14 protein-coding genes are annotated in these 18,219 nt (G+C 42.7%); 5 read left to right on the top strand and 9 right to left on the bottom strand.

Going from position 1 to position 18,219, the window contains the following annotated elements:
* From nuoC to hexA, 4 genes are all read right to left on the bottom strand, one after another.
* Entirely contained in the window at window positions 1–1,800 is a 1,800-nt protein-coding gene (gene nuoC / locus OO184_RS13255) for an NADH-quinone oxidoreductase subunit C/D (protein ID WP_265379590.1), read from the bottom strand.
* A gap of 118 nt (window positions 1,801–1,918) precedes the next feature.
* Window positions 1,919–2,593 carry a NuoB/complex I 20 kDa subunit family protein gene (locus OO184_RS13250; RefSeq protein ID WP_265379589.1) on the bottom strand — a complete coding sequence of 225 codons (675 nt, stop codon included), beginning with the start codon at window positions 2,591–2,593 and terminating at the stop codon, window positions 1,919–1,921.
* Window positions 2,594–2,611: 18 nt separating this feature from the next.
* Window positions 2,612–3,061 carry an NADH-quinone oxidoreductase subunit A gene (locus OO184_RS13245; RefSeq protein ID WP_011147306.1) on the bottom strand — a complete coding sequence of 150 codons (450 nt, stop codon included), beginning with the start codon at window positions 3,059–3,061 and terminating at the stop codon, window positions 2,612–2,614.
* A 706-nt stretch (window positions 3,062–3,767) separates the two neighbouring features.
* Window positions 3,768–4,697, bottom strand: a complete 930-nt coding sequence (gene hexA / locus OO184_RS13240) for a transcriptional regulator HexA (protein ID WP_265379588.1) — start codon at window positions 4,695–4,697, stop codon at window positions 3,768–3,770.
* Between the two features lie 812 nt (window positions 4,698–5,509).
* On the opposite strand from hexA, the gene OO184_RS13235 reads away from it, so the two are divergent.
* Window positions 5,510–6,724 (top strand): pyridoxal phosphate-dependent aminotransferase, encoded by a 1,215-nt coding sequence (locus OO184_RS13235; RefSeq protein WP_265379587.1) that lies wholly within the window; start codon window positions 5,510–5,512, stop codon window positions 6,722–6,724.
* A gap of 678 nt (window positions 6,725–7,402) precedes the next feature.
* The gene (gene yfbR, locus OO184_RS13230; RefSeq protein WP_265379586.1) at window positions 7,403–7,996 is read left to right on the top strand and encodes a 5'-deoxynucleotidase; all 594 of its coding nucleotides are present in this window, start codon (window positions 7,403–7,405) and stop codon (window positions 7,994–7,996) included.
* On the opposite strand, the gene OO184_RS13225 is transcribed toward yfbR, so the two are convergent.
* Entirely contained in the window at window positions 7,993–9,825 is a 1,833-nt protein-coding gene (locus OO184_RS13225) for an SLC13 family permease (RefSeq protein WP_265379585.1), read from the bottom strand. The genes yfbR and OO184_RS13225 overlap by 4 nt on opposite strands.
* A 118-nt stretch (window positions 9,826–9,943) precedes the next feature.
* On the bottom strand, window positions 9,944–10,399 hold the full coding sequence (gene yfbV / locus OO184_RS13220; RefSeq protein WP_265379615.1) for a terminus macrodomain insulation protein YfbV: 456 nt from the start codon (window positions 10,397–10,399) through the stop codon (window positions 9,944–9,946).
* Window positions 10,400–10,790: 391 nt separating this feature from the next.
* Here yfbV and ackA point away from each other — a divergent pair, with 391 nt between their 5' ends.
* The 3 genes from ackA (at window position 10,791) to OO184_RS13205 (ending at window position 15,386) form a co-directional block, all read left to right on the top strand.
* Window positions 10,791–11,993, top strand: a complete 1,203-nt coding sequence (ackA, locus tag OO184_RS13215) for an acetate kinase (protein WP_265379584.1) — start codon at window positions 10,791–10,793, stop codon at window positions 11,991–11,993.
* A gap of 87 nt (window positions 11,994–12,080) precedes the next feature.
* The gene (pta, locus tag OO184_RS13210; protein ID WP_265379614.1) at window positions 12,081–14,210 is read left to right on the top strand and encodes a phosphate acetyltransferase; all 2,130 of its coding nucleotides are present in this window, start codon (window positions 12,081–12,083) and stop codon (window positions 14,208–14,210) included.
* Window positions 14,211–14,717: 507 nt separating this feature from the next.
* On the top strand, window positions 14,718–15,386 hold the full coding sequence (locus tag OO184_RS13205; protein ID WP_265379583.1) for an RES family NAD+ phosphorylase: 669 nt from the start codon (window positions 14,718–14,720) through the stop codon (window positions 15,384–15,386).
* A 36-nt stretch (window positions 15,387–15,422) separates the two neighbouring features.
* On the opposite strand, the gene OO184_RS13200 is transcribed toward OO184_RS13205, so the two are convergent.
* The 3 genes from OO184_RS13200 to OO184_RS13190 form a co-directional block, all read right to left on the bottom strand.
* Entirely contained in the window at window positions 15,423–16,049 is a 627-nt protein-coding gene (locus OO184_RS13200) for a helix-turn-helix domain-containing protein (RefSeq protein ID WP_265379582.1), read from the bottom strand.
* Window positions 16,050–16,236: 187 nt separating this feature from the next.
* Window positions 16,237–16,893: a hypothetical protein gene (locus OO184_RS13195; RefSeq protein WP_265379581.1), complete on the bottom strand. Its 657-nt coding sequence runs from the start codon at window positions 16,891–16,893 to the stop codon at window positions 16,237–16,239.
* A 573-nt stretch (window positions 16,894–17,466) separates the two neighbouring features.
* Entirely contained in the window at window positions 17,467–18,096 is a 630-nt protein-coding gene (locus OO184_RS13190; protein ID WP_265379580.1) for a hypothetical protein, read from the bottom strand.
* Window positions 18,097–18,219 lie beyond the last annotated feature (123 nt).

Below are 18,219 nucleotides of genomic sequence, written 5' to 3'. Positions count from 1 at the left end.
TTAGCGATCCACATCAGACATAACAAAATCGATACTGCCCAGATACACGATCAGGTCAGAGACTAAGCCACCGCGGATTACCGATGGGATCTGCTGCAAATGCGGATAACTCGGTGTACGAACGCGGGTACGGTAACTCACTGTACTGCCGTCGCTGGTGAGGTAATAGCTGTTGATGCCTTTGGTGGCCTCAATCATTTGGAAAGATTCATTTGCCGGCATTACTGGCCCCCATGACACTTGCAAAAAGTGGTTAATCATGGTTTCGATATGCTGCAAAGTACGCTCTTTCGGTGGCGGCGTCGTCAGTGGGTGATCGGCTTTGAATGGACCTTCCGGCATATTATCCAGACACTGTTTCAAGATTCGCAAACTTTGACGCACTTCTTCCACTTTCAACATCACGCGGTCATAACAGTCGCCGTTATTACCAATCGGCACGTCGAAATCGAAATTTTCATAGCCGGAGTATGGGCGCCATTTACGCACATCAAACGCAATGCCCGTCGCCCGCAAACCCGCTCCCGTGGTGCCCCATTCAAGGGCTTGTTTCGAATTATAAGCGGCGACCCCGATAGAACGGCCTTTCAGAATGCTGTTTTTCAGCGCTGCTTTCACGTAGGAATCAAGACGTTTAGGCATCCAGCCCAAGAAATCGCGCAATAATCTATCCCAACCACGCGGTAAATCATGAGCAACGCCGCCAATGCGGAACCATGCAGGGTGCATACGGAAACCGGTAATCGCCTCCACCAGATCATACACTTTCTGGCGATCAGTAAAGGCGAAGAACACTGGCGTCATCCCGCCGACGTCCTGAATAAAAGTGGAAATGTACAGTAGGTGGCTGTTAATGCGGAACAATTCCGACAACATAACACGAATGGTTTTTACCCGGTCAGGCACTTCAATTCCCGCCAGTTTCTCCACCGCCAACACATAAGGCATTTCGTTAACACAACCGCCTAAGTATTCAATACGGTCTGTATAGGGAATATAACTGTGCCAAGATTGACGCTCTCCCATCTTCTCCGCGCCGCGATGGTGGTAGCCGATATCCGGCACGCAATCAACAATCTCTTCACCATCCAGTTGCAGGATGATACGGAATGCGCCATGAGAAGAGGGATGGTTAGGACCAAGGTTAAGGAACATGAAGTCCTCATTCTCGGTACCTCGTTTCATTCCCCACTCTTCTGGTTTGAAAGTCAGCGCTTCCATTTCCAGATCTTCTTTCTGTCTGGTCAGTTCGAAAGGATCAAACTCTGTCGCACGAGCGGGATAATCCTTCCGCAGCGGATGCCCTTCCCAAGTCGGCGGCAACATAATGCGGCGCAGGTTTGGATGGCCGTTAAAGACAATGCCGAACATTTCCCATGTTTCACGCTCATACCAGTTGGCATTTGGGAACAAAGGAGTTGCAGTCGGCAGATTCAGGTCTTTTTCACTGAGTGCAACCTTCAACATAATATCGCGGTTACGCTCGATAGAAAGCAGGTGATAAAACACAGAAAAATCTGCCTCTGGCAGACCCTGGCGGTGAGTACGCTGGCGCTCATCCATGCCATGCAAATCGAACAGCATGACATAAGGTTTAGGCAGTTTCTTTAGAAAAGTTATTACTTCCAGTAATTGTTCACGCTTCACCCAGACAACTGGCAAACCAGTACGGGTTGGCTGAACGGTAAAGGCATCCGGGCCAAAGTGGTTACGCAGCTCACTCACCACCGGATCATCAAGATGATCGTGAGTTTGCCACGCAGGCCGGGCGCTTTCTTGCGCTATCTGATCTGTCATCATTTTTCACCACAACGCTTTGATCAGTGTTCGTTTTGATCAGGATTAGTATCGCAACACATTGCTCTGGTTACATTCATTAGGCTGCTTTAGTCACGCCTACTGTCTAAAAGACAGATTCTTAAACTTCGTCTGGCGTACGCAGATTTTTCACTGCTATACGTTCCCCGTGCTTACGTTCTCTTTCTGACTGCATATTGGCACGGTAAACCCCTTGATCTCCCACCACCCAAGACAGAGGACGACGCTCTTTGCCGATTGATTCCTGTAACAACAACAGCGCTTGCAAATAAGCTTCAGGACGGGGAGGACAGCCAGGAATATAAACATCAACGGGGATAAACTTATCGACGCCTTGAACTACAGAGTAAATATCGTACATACCGCCAGAGTTGGCGCAGGCTCCCATAGAGATAACCCACTTCGGCTCAAGCATCTGGTCATACAAACGCTGGATAACCGGCGCCATTTTGGTAAAACAGGTTCCAGCAACCACCATAAAATCCGCCTGGCGGGGTGATGCACGTAAAACTTCAGCGCCAAAACGGGCGACATCATGAACAGCGGTAAATGATGTCGCCATTTCCACATAACAGCAGGAAAGGCCAAAGTTGTAAGGCCACAGGGAGTTTTTACGTCCCCAGTTCACCATATCATGCAGAGCATGCTCCAGCTTGCCCATGTAAACACTACGGTGGACATGTTGCTCCAGTGGGTCTGCGACAATTTCCTGTTTTTGCAGGGGATAACGGTCATTCTCACCGTTCGGATCTATGCGGGTGAGTGTATAATCCATCTTTAAATGCCTCGCTATTTACTGCGGATGACTATTGTTAATGTTAATCACAACACTTGGTTTACTTACCTGGCGGCTTGAACGAGATGGCGTCCAATTCAGCGCCCCAATACGCACCAGATAAAACAAGCCTGCGAGTAACACCAAAATGAAAATGCTTGCTTCGATAAAGCCTAACCAGCCACTCTCTTTGATAGAGACTGACCATGCATATAAAAACAAAGCTTCAACATCGAAGATGACAAAGAACATAGCGACCAGATAGAACTTGGCCGACATACGGAGACGAGCACTACCGACAGAATCAATACCGGATTCATAAGGGACATGTTTTGCCCGGGCTTTCGCTCTTCCGCCCAAGAAAAATGCCCCTAACAGCATCAAAGCACACAGACCGAAAGCACCTAAAAGAAATACCGCGAATGCCCAGTGATGGGCAAAGAGTTCAGTGGATGTTGACATACTCATTGCTTACTCATCAAAAGTGGTGTCAAAAGTGTCTGCTCTTTTGTCTGGCAGTGTTGCACCACATCGATTCAAGGGAAGGGGTAACAACCAAATCTGAAACACTGCTAATCAATGATTGATGGAGTGAATCTTCTTGGTTTTTACTCCTCTCAACAATATTTTGTCTGTTATGACAAAATTAATCTAACATTTATTTACAAACAACAAACTTAGTCTTAACGGATCGTGCTACCGCACTGCTAAAACGTGTCAGTCAACTGGCATGCGAACAGCGGCGGAAGCTAGTTTAACCGATAACTCGCTTTTACTACATCATTATCTCAGGAAAAACCTGCCTTTCCACTGCTACATAGGGAGTATTTCTTTGATCAAGTACACAATTCGACAGAAAAAAATTTTACTGCTGCTGATAATTCATTCAAATCTGAAGAAATTATATTTTTTACTCATTAGCAACAAGAAAAGTTCTGGTTCACTACAGAAATTCTTATTTCATCAATTCAGCGAATTATTACTTTGTTAACAATATAACAATTTGTTAACCAAATCAGGGGGGTGTTAAGAAAAATGCCACCGTATATTTAATGATTACGATAACAACAAAATAAGATGAATTTAGTTGATGATTGCTTATAAATATATCCAGGGAGCTAATACCTCCTTCCGTCCATAATGGAGGTATTAGCAAAGACAAGTGTTTCAGATATTACTCATCAATAATATCGTCATCATCAGGAAGTTCTTCAGAAACACCCGATATCGTGTATGGCGTTTTCTTATTCTCTATTGCACTAAAAACCGTCAGAACAGATTCATTCTGTTCATTGCTATGTCTATACAGAGAGAATTGGGTTTCAGGCAAACGAGGAAGCCCTTCACTTTCTCCTAAAATACGCAGATCAGCATTTTGCATTTCCAGAGGACGGGCAGTAATACCAACTTCCGCATTCACTGCCGTGCGAACTGCCGACAGAGAAGCGGCTTCGTAAGCAATCCGCCACGATACCCCCACTTCATCCAGCGTATCCAACGCCAACTGACGGAATGGGTTGGTTTCATCCATCACAACCAATGGCACAGGTTCATTTGATTGTAACTGGAAATCAGGAGCGCAATGCCATAATACCGGTGTTGAGCGTAGAACAGTCCTTGGATGATGACTGATTTTCGCGGTTGTGAGCGCCAAATCGATCTCATGGTTATCCAGCATACTTTCAATAAATTGAGTACGCTTTATACGGACATCTATTGCCATCCGCGGATAAACGGAAGCGATACGATTTAACAAAAAAGGGAGCAGTGTATCCACCGTATCGTCGGATGCACCGATTCTTAGTTCGCCTTCCGCATCGCTATAGGTTAATGATGCGCTGGCATCATCGTTAGCGCGCAGAATTTGTCTTGCATAACCAAGAAGTTGAAGACCATGCTCTGTAAGAAGCTTATTACGGCCATGACGGGCAAACAGCTCTCTGCCCACCAACTGCTCCAAACGTTGCATTTGCTGACTTACAGCCGATTGCGTTCTGCATACTGCTGCTGCTGCTGCTGCAAAAGTATTTAAATCAGCAACAGCAACAAAAGTTCTTAGCAGATCGAGATCGAGATTCATTATCGGACGATTTGCATTTATCATTGTTTATTCATCACTTTTTTTTGATTTTAATTACTAACTAACCTGGTGTTTTTACGTAAGCACTATCAAATTAAATTAACATCGCTTAGACAGTACTCTACTCTATTAAATAGGGCAAAGATTTACTGCTGTTTTTTTACCTATTGAACCCATTGCGGGTTTTATTTTCTCCTCTCTCTTAGCAAAAGTTACTCGGATTCCTAAATAAATTGAGGACAATCCCTATTTACAACACCCTATATGTGATTTCTAGTTTGGTTATTTTGTTTTCTGACTCACGTCAAAGAATAACATAAGTTATATCAGAAAAACTAAATATAAAGTAAAAATCTACAATATCACTAATGTTTAATAATCCTATTCAGATAAATTTACAACTAGTTTCCAGAAATGATCAAAAATATTGTTCGATCTTTCTAAAATATATAGTTCTGAATTGCCAATTCAAGGCAAATCTTATACATAAGAATAAATTATACAAACACAACAATTTTTATTGGCAAATTGAGACATGCTCATTTTCTCCCCACAATGGTGCAACCAGACTGTTATCACGCTAAAAATGCCCCATTTCCACACTAGAAAACACCGACAATTCAGATTATAAATTTAACATTGTGAATAAATTCAGAATTTAACGCCAACATAATTTACATAAAAAGATACTCAAATAACAACTTCCCTACTAAAACAACCATTTTAACCAAATATATCAAGGCATCTTCAAAACATTCAGCGGGAGGAGTACATTAAATGTTACACACTTTGTGCCAGGCGACCCCTTTTTTTGCCAAGATAAGGTAAGACTCTCTATGCTAGCAGTTAAAAAATCCAGCAAATTGGATAATGTTTGTTATGACATCCGCGGCCCCGTACTCAAGGAAGCTAAACGCCTTGAAGAAGAAGGTAATAAAGTCCTCAAATTAAATATTGGTAATCCAGCCCCCTTTGGTTTTGAAGCGCCAGATGAAATCTTGGTAGATGTTATCCGTAACTTACCAACCGCGCAGGGTTATTCAGACTCGAAAGGTCTGTATTCCGCACGCAAAGCTATCATGCAACATTATCAAGCCCGAAATATGATGGATATGACTGTTGAAGATATTTATATCGGCAATGGCGTTTCTGAATTAATCGTTCAGGCAATGCAAGCATTACTGAATACCGGTGATGAAATGCTGGTTCCTGCGCCTGATTATCCTCTCTGGACTGCGGCAGTTTCACTTTCCAGCGGTAAAGCCGTACATTATATGTGTGATGAAGGGTCAGATTGGTTTCCTGACTTAAACGATATCCGTAACAAAATTACGCCTCGTACACGTGGGATTGTGATTATTAACCCTAATAATCCAACGGGTGCTGTATATAGTAAAGAATTGCTATTAGAAGTTGTTGAAATAGCCCGTCAACATAATTTGATTATTTTTGCTGATGAAATTTACGACAAAATCTTATATGACGATGCACAGCATCATTCAATTGCCGCACTCGCCCCTGATCTGTTAACGGTAACATTTAACGGGCTATCCAAAACATACCGGGTAGCCGGTTTTCGTCAAGGCTGGATGGTATTAAACGGCCCGAAGAAACACGCTAAGAGCTATATTGAAGGTTTGGAGATGCTGGCATCAATGCGTTTATGCGCCAATGTGCCAATGCAACATGCTATTCAAACTGCCTTAGGTGGTTACCAAAGTATCAGTGAATTCATTTTACCTGGTGGTCGTTTGTATGAGCAGCGTAACCGAGCATGGGAATTAATTAATCAAATCCCCGGCGTTTCCTGTGTAAAACCCAAAGGCGCTTTATATATGTTTCCCAAAATTGATACGAAGCGCTTTAATGTTCACGATGACCAAAAGCTGGTACTTGACCTTTTATTACAAGAGAAGGTTTTGTTAGTGCAAGGAACCGCATTTAACTGGCCGGAACCTGACCATTTCCGCATTGTGACACTACCAAGACTCGATGAACTGGAGATGGCAATTCAGAAATTCGCTCGATTTATTGGCAAATATCATCAGTAAAAATAATCTCCGTTCACAGAAAGAGATTACTGATTTCATACCATGCATTCTATCGGTGTAGAAGAAAACCTATTTCTTCTATTCCGATAAATCTAGCCTGTCCGATGAATCTAGCCTGCCCGTTTTTTCCTCACTGAAGAAAACCTCCCCTGTCAGAGAAAAATCCTTGATAGCCATTTCCATAACTTTCTTTATTGATACCAAATGATGACTCTCTGCCAAATAAGACCAATAAATTTTCATTTTTTACCGGTAACACCAACTAATTTTTTTATTTTCATAGGAGATTTTTGCAGTGATTATATAAGGCATTAGCAAGATACAAAAGAATTAAACATTGCATGTATTAAACTTGATAAAAGAGAACACCTGAATAAATAACAAACTATTGTAAATTATATGAAATTTTTGTATATAAATTGTATGTAAAATGGAGTGGAAAAATAAATTTCTTTAAAAAAGATATCCATTACGATTATAACATTGCCAGTTAATGGCAAATGTAAACTAATCATGTCACTAATCACTATACGGTCTGGATACCCGTTTTAATGCATACCCGATAAACAGCACATTTCCCTCTGAAAATAAGGGATAAAAATAAGAAACGATTTTAAGGTTTACTTTGCCCCCATCCAGCGCTCACAATAAAAGCAACATTGACTGTAAGAGATGATTATGAGCCATTTTTTTGCCCACCTTTCCCGTTTGAAACTGATTAACCGTTGGCCTCTGATGCGCAATGTACGTACAGAAAATGTGTCCGAACATAGCCTACAGGTAGCCTTTGTCGCACATGCCTTAGCCATTATCAAAAACCGCAAATTTGGCGGCAACGTGAACGCTGAACGCATTGCGTTGCTGGCTATGTATCACGACGCCAGCGAAGTTATCACCGGAGATTTACCCACCCCGGTCAAATATCACAATCCACATATCGCACGGGAATACAAAAAGATAGAAAAAATCGCGCAGAAAAAATTACTAGAAATGCTACCAACAGAGCTGCAAGAGGATTTCCGTCCAATTCTGGATGACAGCCAGCATACAGCAGAAGAGACTTTTATTATTAAACAAGCTGATTCCCTGTGCGCCTATCTCAAATGTCTGGAAGAATTATCGGCAGGTAACCATGAATTCAATCTGGCGAAAGTACGACTTGAGAAAACCCTGGCTGATCGTCACAGCCAGGAGATGGATTACTTTATGCAGGTTTTTGTACCGGGGTTCAGCTTGTCATTGGACGAAATTAGTCTCGACATTCCACATTAAAATGGAAACAACCAAGGAATGACCAGTACACTAATCACCATTACCAGCACGGTAAATGGCACCCCCAACCGGACAAAATCGGAGAACTTATAACCACCGGGGCCAAGAACTAGCGTATTGACTGGGGATGAAACTGGAGTCATAAATGCGGCGGAAGCCGCCACACCAATAATCATGGCAAATGGCATGGGAGATACTGCCATTTCACGTGCGGCAGCAATGGCTATCGGCGCCATTAATACCGCCGTTGCCGTATTAGAAATAAACAAACCGATCACGGCACAAAGTACAAACAGACATACCAACATCACCCTCGGCCCCATATCACCCGCAATATCCATCAGGCCACGGACAATCAGAGCAATCCCGCCGGTTTTCTGTAATGCCAGCGCAAACGGCATCATCCCGACAATCAGGATAATACTGGGCCAATGAATAGAACGGTACGCACTTTCCATATCAATACAGCGGAATTTTCCCATCAACAGGCAAGCTATCAATGCGGCAATCACATTAGGTATTTCATCGGTAAGCATCATCGCTACCATGAGCGCCAAACTAAAAAGCGCATGTGGCGCTTGAGACGTTGCCGGGGCCACTTCTTCGATCTCAACCGGTAGATTGAGGACAATAAAATCGCGCATTTTGGTTTTCAGGACACGGATCAATTTCCAGTCACCAATAACCAGCAAAATATCCCCAAGTTGTAGTGGCTCATCGACCAGCTTACCCGACAACGATTCACCATCACGTCGAATACCAACAACATTCAAACCATAACAGGTACGAAAACTTATTTCCCGCAGCGACTTACCCAATAAATCCGATTCTGGGATCAGAGAAACTTCCGCCATCCCCACGTTACGAGATTGTTCAGAGAAATATTCTCCACGCAGCACCATCGGTTCTAATAATTGCTCACTGCAAAATTGACGCAGATCCACCTCACCGTCTGACATATCAACCAGTAACACATCCTGCGCTCTCAATTCGGTATTGCCCATCGCACTGACCATAACGCGCCGGAAACGCCGCCAACGCTCAATACCAACGACATTAGCCCCATAGCGGACACGCAAATTCGACTCATCAAGAGAGAGGCCAATCAACGGGGAACCCGGGCGGATCGCCAGACGACGCGCGCGACCTGATAATTTATAGTCGCGAATAAGGTCACGGAAAGTGCGGCGATTCCATTTGTCATGGCCTTTATCCGACTGATCATTTCCCAGCCAATGACGAGCGATCAGCATATAACCGATACCGGCGAACAGAATCAAAATACCAATGGGTGTAATAGAGAAGAATTTAAAACCGGAAAGCCCTTCCCGTATCAACTCACTGTTAATCACCATATTGGGCGGCGTCGCTACCAATGTCATCATGCCGCTGATAAGCCCAGCAAAACTCAAAGGCATCATCAACCGCCCCGGCGAAATTTTCATTCTTGCCGCCACACTGAGCACCACAGGAATGAAAATCGCGACCACGCCCGTAGAGCTCATAAAAGCGCCAAGCCCCGCCACAGTCAGCATCAGTAACGCCAACATTTTGGTTTCACTGTTTCCGGCAACCCTTACCAGCCAGTCCCCCATTTGATAAGCAACGCCAGTCCTGACCAATCCCTCGCCAATAACAAACAGGGCAGCTATCAGCAACACATTAGGATCACTGAAACCGCTGGTCGCTTCACTTAGCGTCAACGTTCCACTCATGACAAACGCGATAATCACCAATAATGCGACAATGTCCATACGCAGTTTACTGGTGGTAAAAAGAACAATAGCTATCAACAGCAGGGTCAATACCCACAAGAGTTCGCTATTCAAAATGGCCTCTATCAACAAAGAAGAAGATATTAGTGTCGAAAACTTGGCTAGTAGACCATTTTATTGAGGGAAAATCTCCAATTGCGATCAACAATATATCCACTTTTCATCATGAATCTTAAATATCATCAAGAAACGAACGATCGAGTTGTTTAAATGCGCGTTTCAACAATTCTGCGAGAGATTGATAAGTTGGCGTTTGCTGCACAGGCGCCATTGCGATACCGGCTGCGGCAAATTTATCACGGATTTCATGAAACCATTTCAGCAATGCCGCCGGTAATGGCGTTGCTGCCCGTTTCCCCAACCACCATAACCCTTGCATCGGTAAACTACAGGCAAACAGTGCCGTCGCCACCGCCGGACCAAGCTGACCACCCAGTGCGATTTGCCATGTCAAAGTAAAAATAGCCAACGGCGGCATAAACCGGATACCAAAACGGGTCGCCTTAATAATCCGGTTTTCAGGAAACATGGGTGCCAATTGTTTCTCAATCGGCCAAGTCTTCATGTATTGCTGCCCCAGTTGCATCTTTCTCAACCATCCATTACTGGTGGGAGGTATTACGCTCATCATGACCTCAATCAATTAAAAACACATTTTTTAAAAAAACATTGTAAATGATAAAATATTTTTTGTAGGATTAAGTATATTTTGTCTTTACTGCTGGCTATCGGTATCCTACATCCACTTTTGTGTTATACACAGCAGTAAAGCGACACATTTTACCTTTTTTACTGCATTTAGGTTCATTTTGTTAACAAATCACGCTATCTCTTAACATCATGGCTGGCAGAAAAGGGTTTTTGAAAATCGAAACCTTATCATCATGCTCTTTGCATTTAGCATGATGTTAATCATTTAATGTCATCACCTTACGCGCTACGCTAATAAGTAATTGACGTTTTATTAATCACATGTCTTATCTGTAAGACTCAATGACAAACACGATATAGGTATTTCCATGTCAAGTAAGCTGGTACTGGTCCTCAATTGCGGTAGCTCTTCTCTGAAATTTGCTATCATCGATCCTGCTAACGGTGAAGAATATCTTTCTGGTCTAGCTGAATGTTTTAACCTGCCTGAAGCCCGCATTAAGTGGAAAATGGATGGCGCAAAACATGAAGCCGCTTTAGGTGCTGGTGCAGCCCACAGTGAAGCATTGAACTTTATTGTTAATACTATTCTGGCCGAAAAACCAGAACTTTCTGATCAAATCGCCGCAATCGGCCATCGCATTGTTCACGGCGGTGAAAAATTCACGGCATCCGTCACTATCAATGATGAAGTGATTCAAGGGATTAAAGACGCGGTTCCATTCGCGCCATTGCACAACCCTGCTCACCTGATTGGCATCGAAGAAGCGAAAAAAGGGTTCCCACACCTGACTGACAAAAACGTTGCCGTATTCGACACCGCGTTCCATCAAACCATGCCGGAAGAGGCTTACCTGTATGCCCTGCCATACAACCTGTACAAAGAGCACGGTATTCGTCGCTACGGCGCACATGGAACCAGCCACTTCTTCGTTTCCCGTGAAGCGGCAAAAACCCTCAACAAACCGGTTGAAGAGCTGAACGTTATCGTCTGCCATCTGGGTAATGGCGGTTCTATCTCTGCTATCGTTAATGGTCAGTGTGTTGACACCTCTATGGGCTTGACGCCACTGGAAGGTCTGGTCATGGGCACCCGCAGCGGCGACATCGATCCGGCGATCATTTTCCACCTGCATGATTCACTGAGCATGAGCGTTGAACAAATCAACAAACTGTTGACCAAAGAATCTGGCCTGCTCGGTCTGACCGAAGTCACCAGTGATTGCCGTTATATAGAAGATAACTATGAAACCAAAGCCGATGCTAAACGCGCTATGGATGTTTACTGTCACCGTCTGGCTAAATACGTTGGCTCTTATTCCGCACTGATGGAAGGCCGTTTAGATGCCATTATCTTTACCGGCGGTATTGGTGAAAACTCCTCACTGGTTCGTGAGCTGGTACTGAAAAAACTGGCTCTGTTAGGTTTCGAATACGATCACGACCGTAACCTGGCGGCCCGCTTCGGTAAATCCGGCGCTATCACTACCGACAACAGCCGTCTTGCTTTAGTGATCCCAACCAATGAAGAATTAGTGATCGCTCAAGATGCAGCGCGCCTGACCGCGTAATAATTTTACTAACCGCCAGCCACTGCTGGCGGTACTATTTTTTGACCAACGAGCAACCGTAAAGAGGTTTCCGTGTCCCGTACAATTATGTTGATCCCTACTAGCACCAGCGTCGGCCTGACCAGTGTTAGTTTAGGTGTAATCCGCTCAATGGAGCAAAAAGGCGTTAGCCTGAGTGTTTTCAAACCTATCGCCCAATCCCGTTGCTGTGGCAACACCCAAGATCAAACCACGACCATCATCCGCTCTCATTCCAGCATAAAGACCGCTGAACCGCTGGACATGGCATATGTGGAATCTTTACTGACAACCAATCAGAAAGATGTATTGATGGAAAAGATCGTGGCCCTTTACCACGAAAACACCAAAGATGCAGAAGTCATTCTGATTGAAGGTCTGGTTCCAACCCGCAAACATTCGTTCGCTCAGTCTCTCAACTATGAAATCGCCAAAACCCTGAATGCCGAAATCGTCTTCGTATTGGCGCTAGGTAACGATTCCCCGGAACAGTTGAAAGAACGTGTTGAACTGGCTCGTGCTGAATTTGGCGGCAGCAAAAACCAGAACATTACTGGTGTTATCATTAACAAACTGAATGCGCCGGTTGACGATCAAGGCCGTACCCGTCCGGATCTGTCAGAGATCTTTGATGAATCCTCAAAAGCCACCGTATCTAACATCGATCCGAACACGCTGTTTAAAAATAGCCCATTGCCAATCTTGGGTTGCATTCCGTGGAGTTTTGACCTGATTGCAACTCGTGCCATTGATATGGCGAAACACCTGAACGCCCGTATTATCAACGAAGGCGCGATCAAAACCCGTCGTATTAAATCCGTAACTTTCTGCGCGCGCAGCATTCCACACATGTTAGAGCACTTCCGCCCCGGCTCTCTACTGGTCACTTCGGCTGATCGTCCAGACGTGCTGGTTTCAGCCTGTCTGGCGGCTATGAATGGCGTCGAAATCGGTGCAATTCTGCTGACTGGCGGCTATGCCATCGATGAGCCGATTAAGCAATTGTGTGAACGCGCCTTCAACACTGGCTTGCCAGTCTTTATGGTTGATACCAACACCTGGCAGACATCCCTGAGCCTGCAAAGTTTCAGCCTGGAAGTCCCAGCGGATGACCATGAACGTATCGAAAAGCTGCAAAACTACGTCGCACACCATATCAACAAAGAGTGGATCGACTCCCTGACAGCAAACTCTGAGCGCCCACACCGCCTCTCTCCACCGGCATTCCGTTATCAATTAACAGAACTGGCGCGCAAAGCAGGCAAACGCATTGTTCTGCCGGAAGGTGACGAACCTCGTACCGTGAAAGCGGCATCTATCTGTGCTGATCGCGGTATTGCGCAATGTGTTCTACTGGGTGATCCGGAAGAGATCCGTCGGGTGGCCGCAGCTCAGGGCGTAGAACTGGGTGCAGGTATTGAAGTTGTTGATCCAGTTGCTGTACGTGAGCGTTATGTCCCACGTCTGGTTGAACTGCGTAAAAACAAAGGCATGACCGAAGTCGTTGCACGTGAACAACTGGAAGACAACGTTGTTCTGGGTACGTTGATGCTGGAACAGGGCGAAGTTGATGGCTTGGTATCCGGTGCGGTACACACCACGGCAAATACTATCCGCCCACCATTGCAGTTAATCAAAACTGCACCGGGTAGCTCATTGGTATCATCCGTGTTCTTTATGTTGCTGCCAGAACAGGTTCTGGTTTACGGTGACTGTGCAATCAACCCAGATCCAACGGCTGAACAACTGTCCGAAATCGCCATTCAATCGGCGGATTCAGCTAAAGCATTTGGTATCGAACCACGCGTAGCCATGATCTCCTACTCTACCGGCAACTCCGGTGCCGGTAGTGATGTTGAAAAAGTGCGTGAAGCAACTCGTTTAGCGCAGGAAAAACGTCCAGACCTGATCATTGATGGCCCATTGCAATATGACGCCGCAATTATGGCAGACGTGGCAAAATCCAAAGCGCCAAACTCACCGGTTGCCGGCCAAGCTACCGTGTTCATCTTCCCTGATCTGAACACCGGCAACACCACCTACAAAGCGGTACAACGCTCTGCGGATCTGGTTTCAATCGGGCCGATGCTGCAAGGTATGCGCAAACCGGTGAACGATTTATCCCGTGGCGCTTTGGTAGACGATATTGTTTACACTGTTGCACTGACTGCAATTCAATCAGCACAGGGAGAAGCGTAACCGTTTCTTGCACGCGCCAGTTAAATTAATAAGGTCTGACCTCATTAATAAGGTTCAGACCTTTAAATTTATTCTTCTGCGTTATATACCCGTTATCTTTCAAGTTGCCTCTTTGTTGGCTGCACTCACCCCGGCCACATAGTTATCTATGCTCCCGGGGATTAGCTCCCTTACCGTCGCGATCCATCTTGATATCCATAGGGTATAAACCTTACGCCAATCTTACTTAATGAAATTGGGCATAATTCAATCCGCTTGGTGATTTGTTTTAATTCAGTACAATTTAGAGAAGATTAAAGATCATAATCCGTAGCGGGTTATTTTCAGCACTAATAAGTTTAATCGCTAACACACAGCATACCAATATCAGCATCGGCTTGATTAAACGAGAGCCTATTTTAAAAGTTATATAATTGCTTTATCATCAATGACATTTATAGCACCAACTGGCGAGTGCTCTGCGCTTTATTCACCCAAGAGACAAAAACTTTCGATAATAGGTATAAAATGCTGCACAAGGAGATTCTGTATCCCAACCTAGAAAAACAAATTCAGGAAATCTATAAAACCCACACCATTCCAACTTATACTCCCGGCGGCTGGAATTTAAAACGTTGGCAAAGGAAAGAATGGCCATCTGCTCTGCACTTCAATTTTGGCGATGGGCGATATAACTCCCCAGATAATTCTTTTCGAGTATGTTATATGGCCGACCGGGCAGTTACAGCCCTGGCAGAAAGCTATGGGAGGCTATGGCATAAGGAAGGGTTACGATTTATTGATGAATCCGAGATCCGTACTGCGAGGATGTGCAACATTCGTTCATTGAGAAAATTAGTTTTTATCGATATTGCTAAACTTATTGGGATGTTACATATCCCGTTAAGTGTCATGGTTGATGAAGATTACTCAGTGACAAAAAGAGCTATGGCTTGCCTCTATGAACTCTTAAATAATGAAATGGATGGTATTTGCTACATATCTCGCCACTGGCCTACAGACTTCTGTTATGCAGTGTGGGAGAAGCAGGAAGATCGGTTTGTGGACGCAGAGATGCAAAGCTTGGTTGATTACAGGGATTCAGAATATATGCCGAGTACATGGAATGAACCCGACATATCAGCAGATGAATTACTGGAAGAAGTACTTAACTTCAAAATTATCCGACTTGAATAATACAAAGTTGCCCCTCCAAACAGGGCTTTTTTTATTTCAGCTTGCGATCTGATGACCCACTTGTGACGCAGCTCTCAACATCAAAGCCAGTTCGTTTTCGGAAGCATCGCTTTTCATCATAATATCAAGAGGTGTTCTATTGCAGGGTAATGGCGTCGTTAAAAAAGACATTTTCGACACTGGGTTAATGCCCACACCCATCACTTTCATGACATCTTCAAAGTAAGGCAAGACTCCGCCGGTAGTGAACTGGAATGTAGGAAAAACGTAATCACTGTTTTTTCTGAAAGCAAGCAACTTTCCGTTTTTCACTCTTATGTTAACAGCCTGACGACTTATGCCGAGTATCTCTGCAACGTCTCCGGTTTTGATAGTTCCGCCCATTTTATCAAGTTCCTGATAGAACAGAGCTAAGTTTTCAGCGCGGCGTTTAAGTTTACGAAGCTCTCGTGCTGGAGTTCGGACTTTGTGTTCAAGTTGAGTCGTATATAATAGTTCAAGTAGTTCGCTATCACTTAGCACCAGAGCATTTGTGGCCTGCGTTTTCTCTTTAAACTCAGGCAGTAATGACGTGAGCAATTTATCAAATCGCCGTTGCAAAAGGGACTGGTACTCATTAAGAGTCTCAGCATTTTTGCTGCGGTTTGTCAGTATCGTGTTCATAGCACCTCCTTACTTGCTTGACGATTATTGTATTCTCACATTATGGAATCGTCAAACTTATACCTGGAGGCAGATGGGTAAAAAATCAGAAATTTAATCGTGCCGCATATTGCGGCACTTTATATTTATTTGCACAAATTTAAGGTTGATAATTACATAGCAACAGAACAGATGTTACACCTTATTTTTATGGCTTTTTCGGTAACAATGCATAAGAAACTTGAGCTTGTATTTGATGTCCTGATAACCACCTGTTAAATACATTTCCTATTCCAATTCCCCTATATTCTGCATCACAACTTCCCGATGTTCCTGTCCTGCCAAGCCCATATGTCCCCCCACCTTCCGCTTTAGTACTACACCTATGTTGAGTTGTGAATTCGTTATATAACCAACCAGCTCCTTCTGTAGTGAATTCTATAGTAATTTTCGGCTTTTCATCTTTCGGATATTGTTTTGCATAATTATATTGAGGTGTAATTCCACAAAAGCTTTCTTCTGTAACACAAGGGATTGCATTATATCCATTTCGGTCTAATAATATATATTCATTTTTACCCATTCCTCTATACCAATACTTTGCTGTTTCTGCCTCAGAATCCTGATTATGAGTAGAAGTGTTATTTAACTCAACGTCATTTCTTTTTTCAAAATTGTTCGTATTCGCTCTAAGTTTACAATTTTCATACATAGACATGACTTTAGTCTTTGCCAACCCATTTACCGTTATTGCGTTTTTTACCTGATTTCTAATGTTCTCCGGATCTTTCATACAGGCCATACTGAAACTACTCATCGCTAATAAAATCGGGGCAATAAGTAAAACTTTTTTATTTAAACTCATATTTCTCTCCTTGCTTTATTTATAGCTTTATCACTAAATGGAAAAAATTAACTTCGTTATTATTAAGTTGAAATACAATTTACGACATAAATAATAATTTAAATCACAATTCAAACGTAAATAATAAATTAATAACTATAGAATATCACAATATAAATTATTTAATTCAATTAGTTATTATTGCCTCCATTAAATAAGGATAGATTATTAAATCAAAAAAACACAAATTACAGAATCATTAAATTGGAAAATATCTTATTTAAATACATCATAATCAATATGGAAAAAATTAAAAATAACAATTTCAATAACATATAAAATAAATAACTTATCAGCATTCAAATATTATATATAAAAACAATAACCACTAATTTTTTATACAAAAATAGTCTAAATAACCTCACAATGTAGATTCACAAAATACTAACAATTTTATTTCTTAACATAAAACACAGCATTTACTTAAATCTATCATCAATAATAAAAAGCACCGAAATAACGAATATTCGGTGCTTTTTTTCTGAAAAAATCATTTAAAACTGACAATCACACGACTAAAAAAGATATCAAATCTTATTTTGCCAATAATACATAAGAAATTATAACATCTATTTTTGCTGGTTTTTCCAACCATTTATTAAATACATTCCCTATTCCAAGTTTCTTATATTGATCATCACAACTCGCTGATGTTCCTGTCACACCAAGCCCGTATGTTCCTCCTCCCTCAGCTTTAACTTGACACTTATGCTTAGTTGTAAATTCATTATATAACCATTTCGGTTCTATTGTACTAAACTCAATAACAACTCCAGGGCTTTTATTTGTCAAATAACCTCGCGAATAGGTAGATTGGGGAGCAATTCCACAAAAACTTTCTCCTTTAACACAAGGAAGGCTTTTATATTTATTCTGGTGAAATGCTTTATATTCCTTTATTTCCATCCCTCTATACCAATACATCGCTTTTTCTGCTTGATCATCACGATTTGCCGCTTTCTTATTTACCAATGTCACTTTATTGGGTGTATTTGCTGTGACCGAAAGTGTGCAACTTTTATACATAGACATTACTTTGGTATCTTTCAGCCCATTTTTAGTGATTATTTTTTCTATCTGTGGATCTGTTTTACATGCCATACTGAAACTACTCATAGCGAGTAAAAAAGGGGAAATAAGGAAAACCTTTTTATTAAAATTCATATTTTTATCCTTGCTTTATTTTTTTCATATCTAATTAAATGAAAATAGATTTCATCATTATATATTAATTTAAAAAACACTATTACAGATAATATATAATAAATTAACCAACATATCGGTCTT

This window comes from Photorhabdus aballayi, assembly GCF_026153155.1.
GTDB lineage: Bacteria > Pseudomonadota > Gammaproteobacteria > Enterobacterales > Enterobacteriaceae > Photorhabdus > Photorhabdus luminescens.
The sequence above is the reverse complement of the archived record's forward strand: the minus strand, read 5'-3'. Positions and strand labels throughout refer to the sequence as shown.

Bases quoted from the DNA above. Each gene is read 5' to 3' on its own strand.
- yfbR (WP_265379586.1), top strand. From the start codon at position 7,403: ATGAGCCATTTTTTTGCCCACCTTTCCCGTTTGAAACTGATTAACCGT.
- OO184_RS13195 (WP_265379581.1), bottom strand. From the start codon at position 16,893: ATGAGTTTAAATAAAAAAGTTTTACTTATTGCCCCGATTTTATTAGCG.
- OO184_RS13245 (WP_011147306.1), bottom strand. From the start codon at position 3,061: ATGAGTATGTCAACATCCACTGAACTCTTTGCCCATCACTGGGCATTC.
- OO184_RS13235 (WP_265379587.1), top strand. From the start codon at position 5,510: ATGCTAGCAGTTAAAAAATCCAGCAAATTGGATAATGTTTGTTATGAC.
- OO184_RS13200 (WP_265379582.1), bottom strand. From the start codon at position 16,049: ATGAACACGATACTGACAAACCGCAGCAAAAATGCTGAGACTCTTAAT.
- OO184_RS13205 (WP_265379583.1), top strand. From the start codon at position 14,718: ATGCTGCACAAGGAGATTCTGTATCCCAACCTAGAAAAACAAATTCAG.
- OO184_RS13190 (WP_265379580.1), bottom strand. From the start codon at position 18,096: ATGAATTTTAATAAAAAGGTTTTCCTTATTTCCCCTTTTTTACTCGCT.
- pta (WP_265379614.1), top strand. From the start codon at position 12,081: ATGTTGATCCCTACTAGCACCAGCGTCGGCCTGACCAGTGTTAGTTTA.
- OO184_RS13250 (WP_265379589.1), bottom strand. From the start codon at position 2,593: ATGGATTATACACTCACCCGCATAGATCCGAACGGTGAGAATGACCGT.
- nuoC (WP_265379590.1), bottom strand. From the start codon at position 1,800: ATGATGACAGATCAGATAGCGCAAGAAAGCGCCCGGCCTGCGTGGCAA.
- hexA (WP_265379588.1), bottom strand. From the start codon at position 4,697: ATGATAAATGCAAATCGTCCGATAATGAATCTCGATCTCGATCTGCTA.
- yfbV (WP_265379615.1), bottom strand. From the start codon at position 10,399: ATGAGCGTAATACCTCCCACCAGTAATGGATGGTTGAGAAAGATGCAA.
- ackA (WP_265379584.1), top strand. From the start codon at position 10,791: ATGTCAAGTAAGCTGGTACTGGTCCTCAATTGCGGTAGCTCTTCTCTG.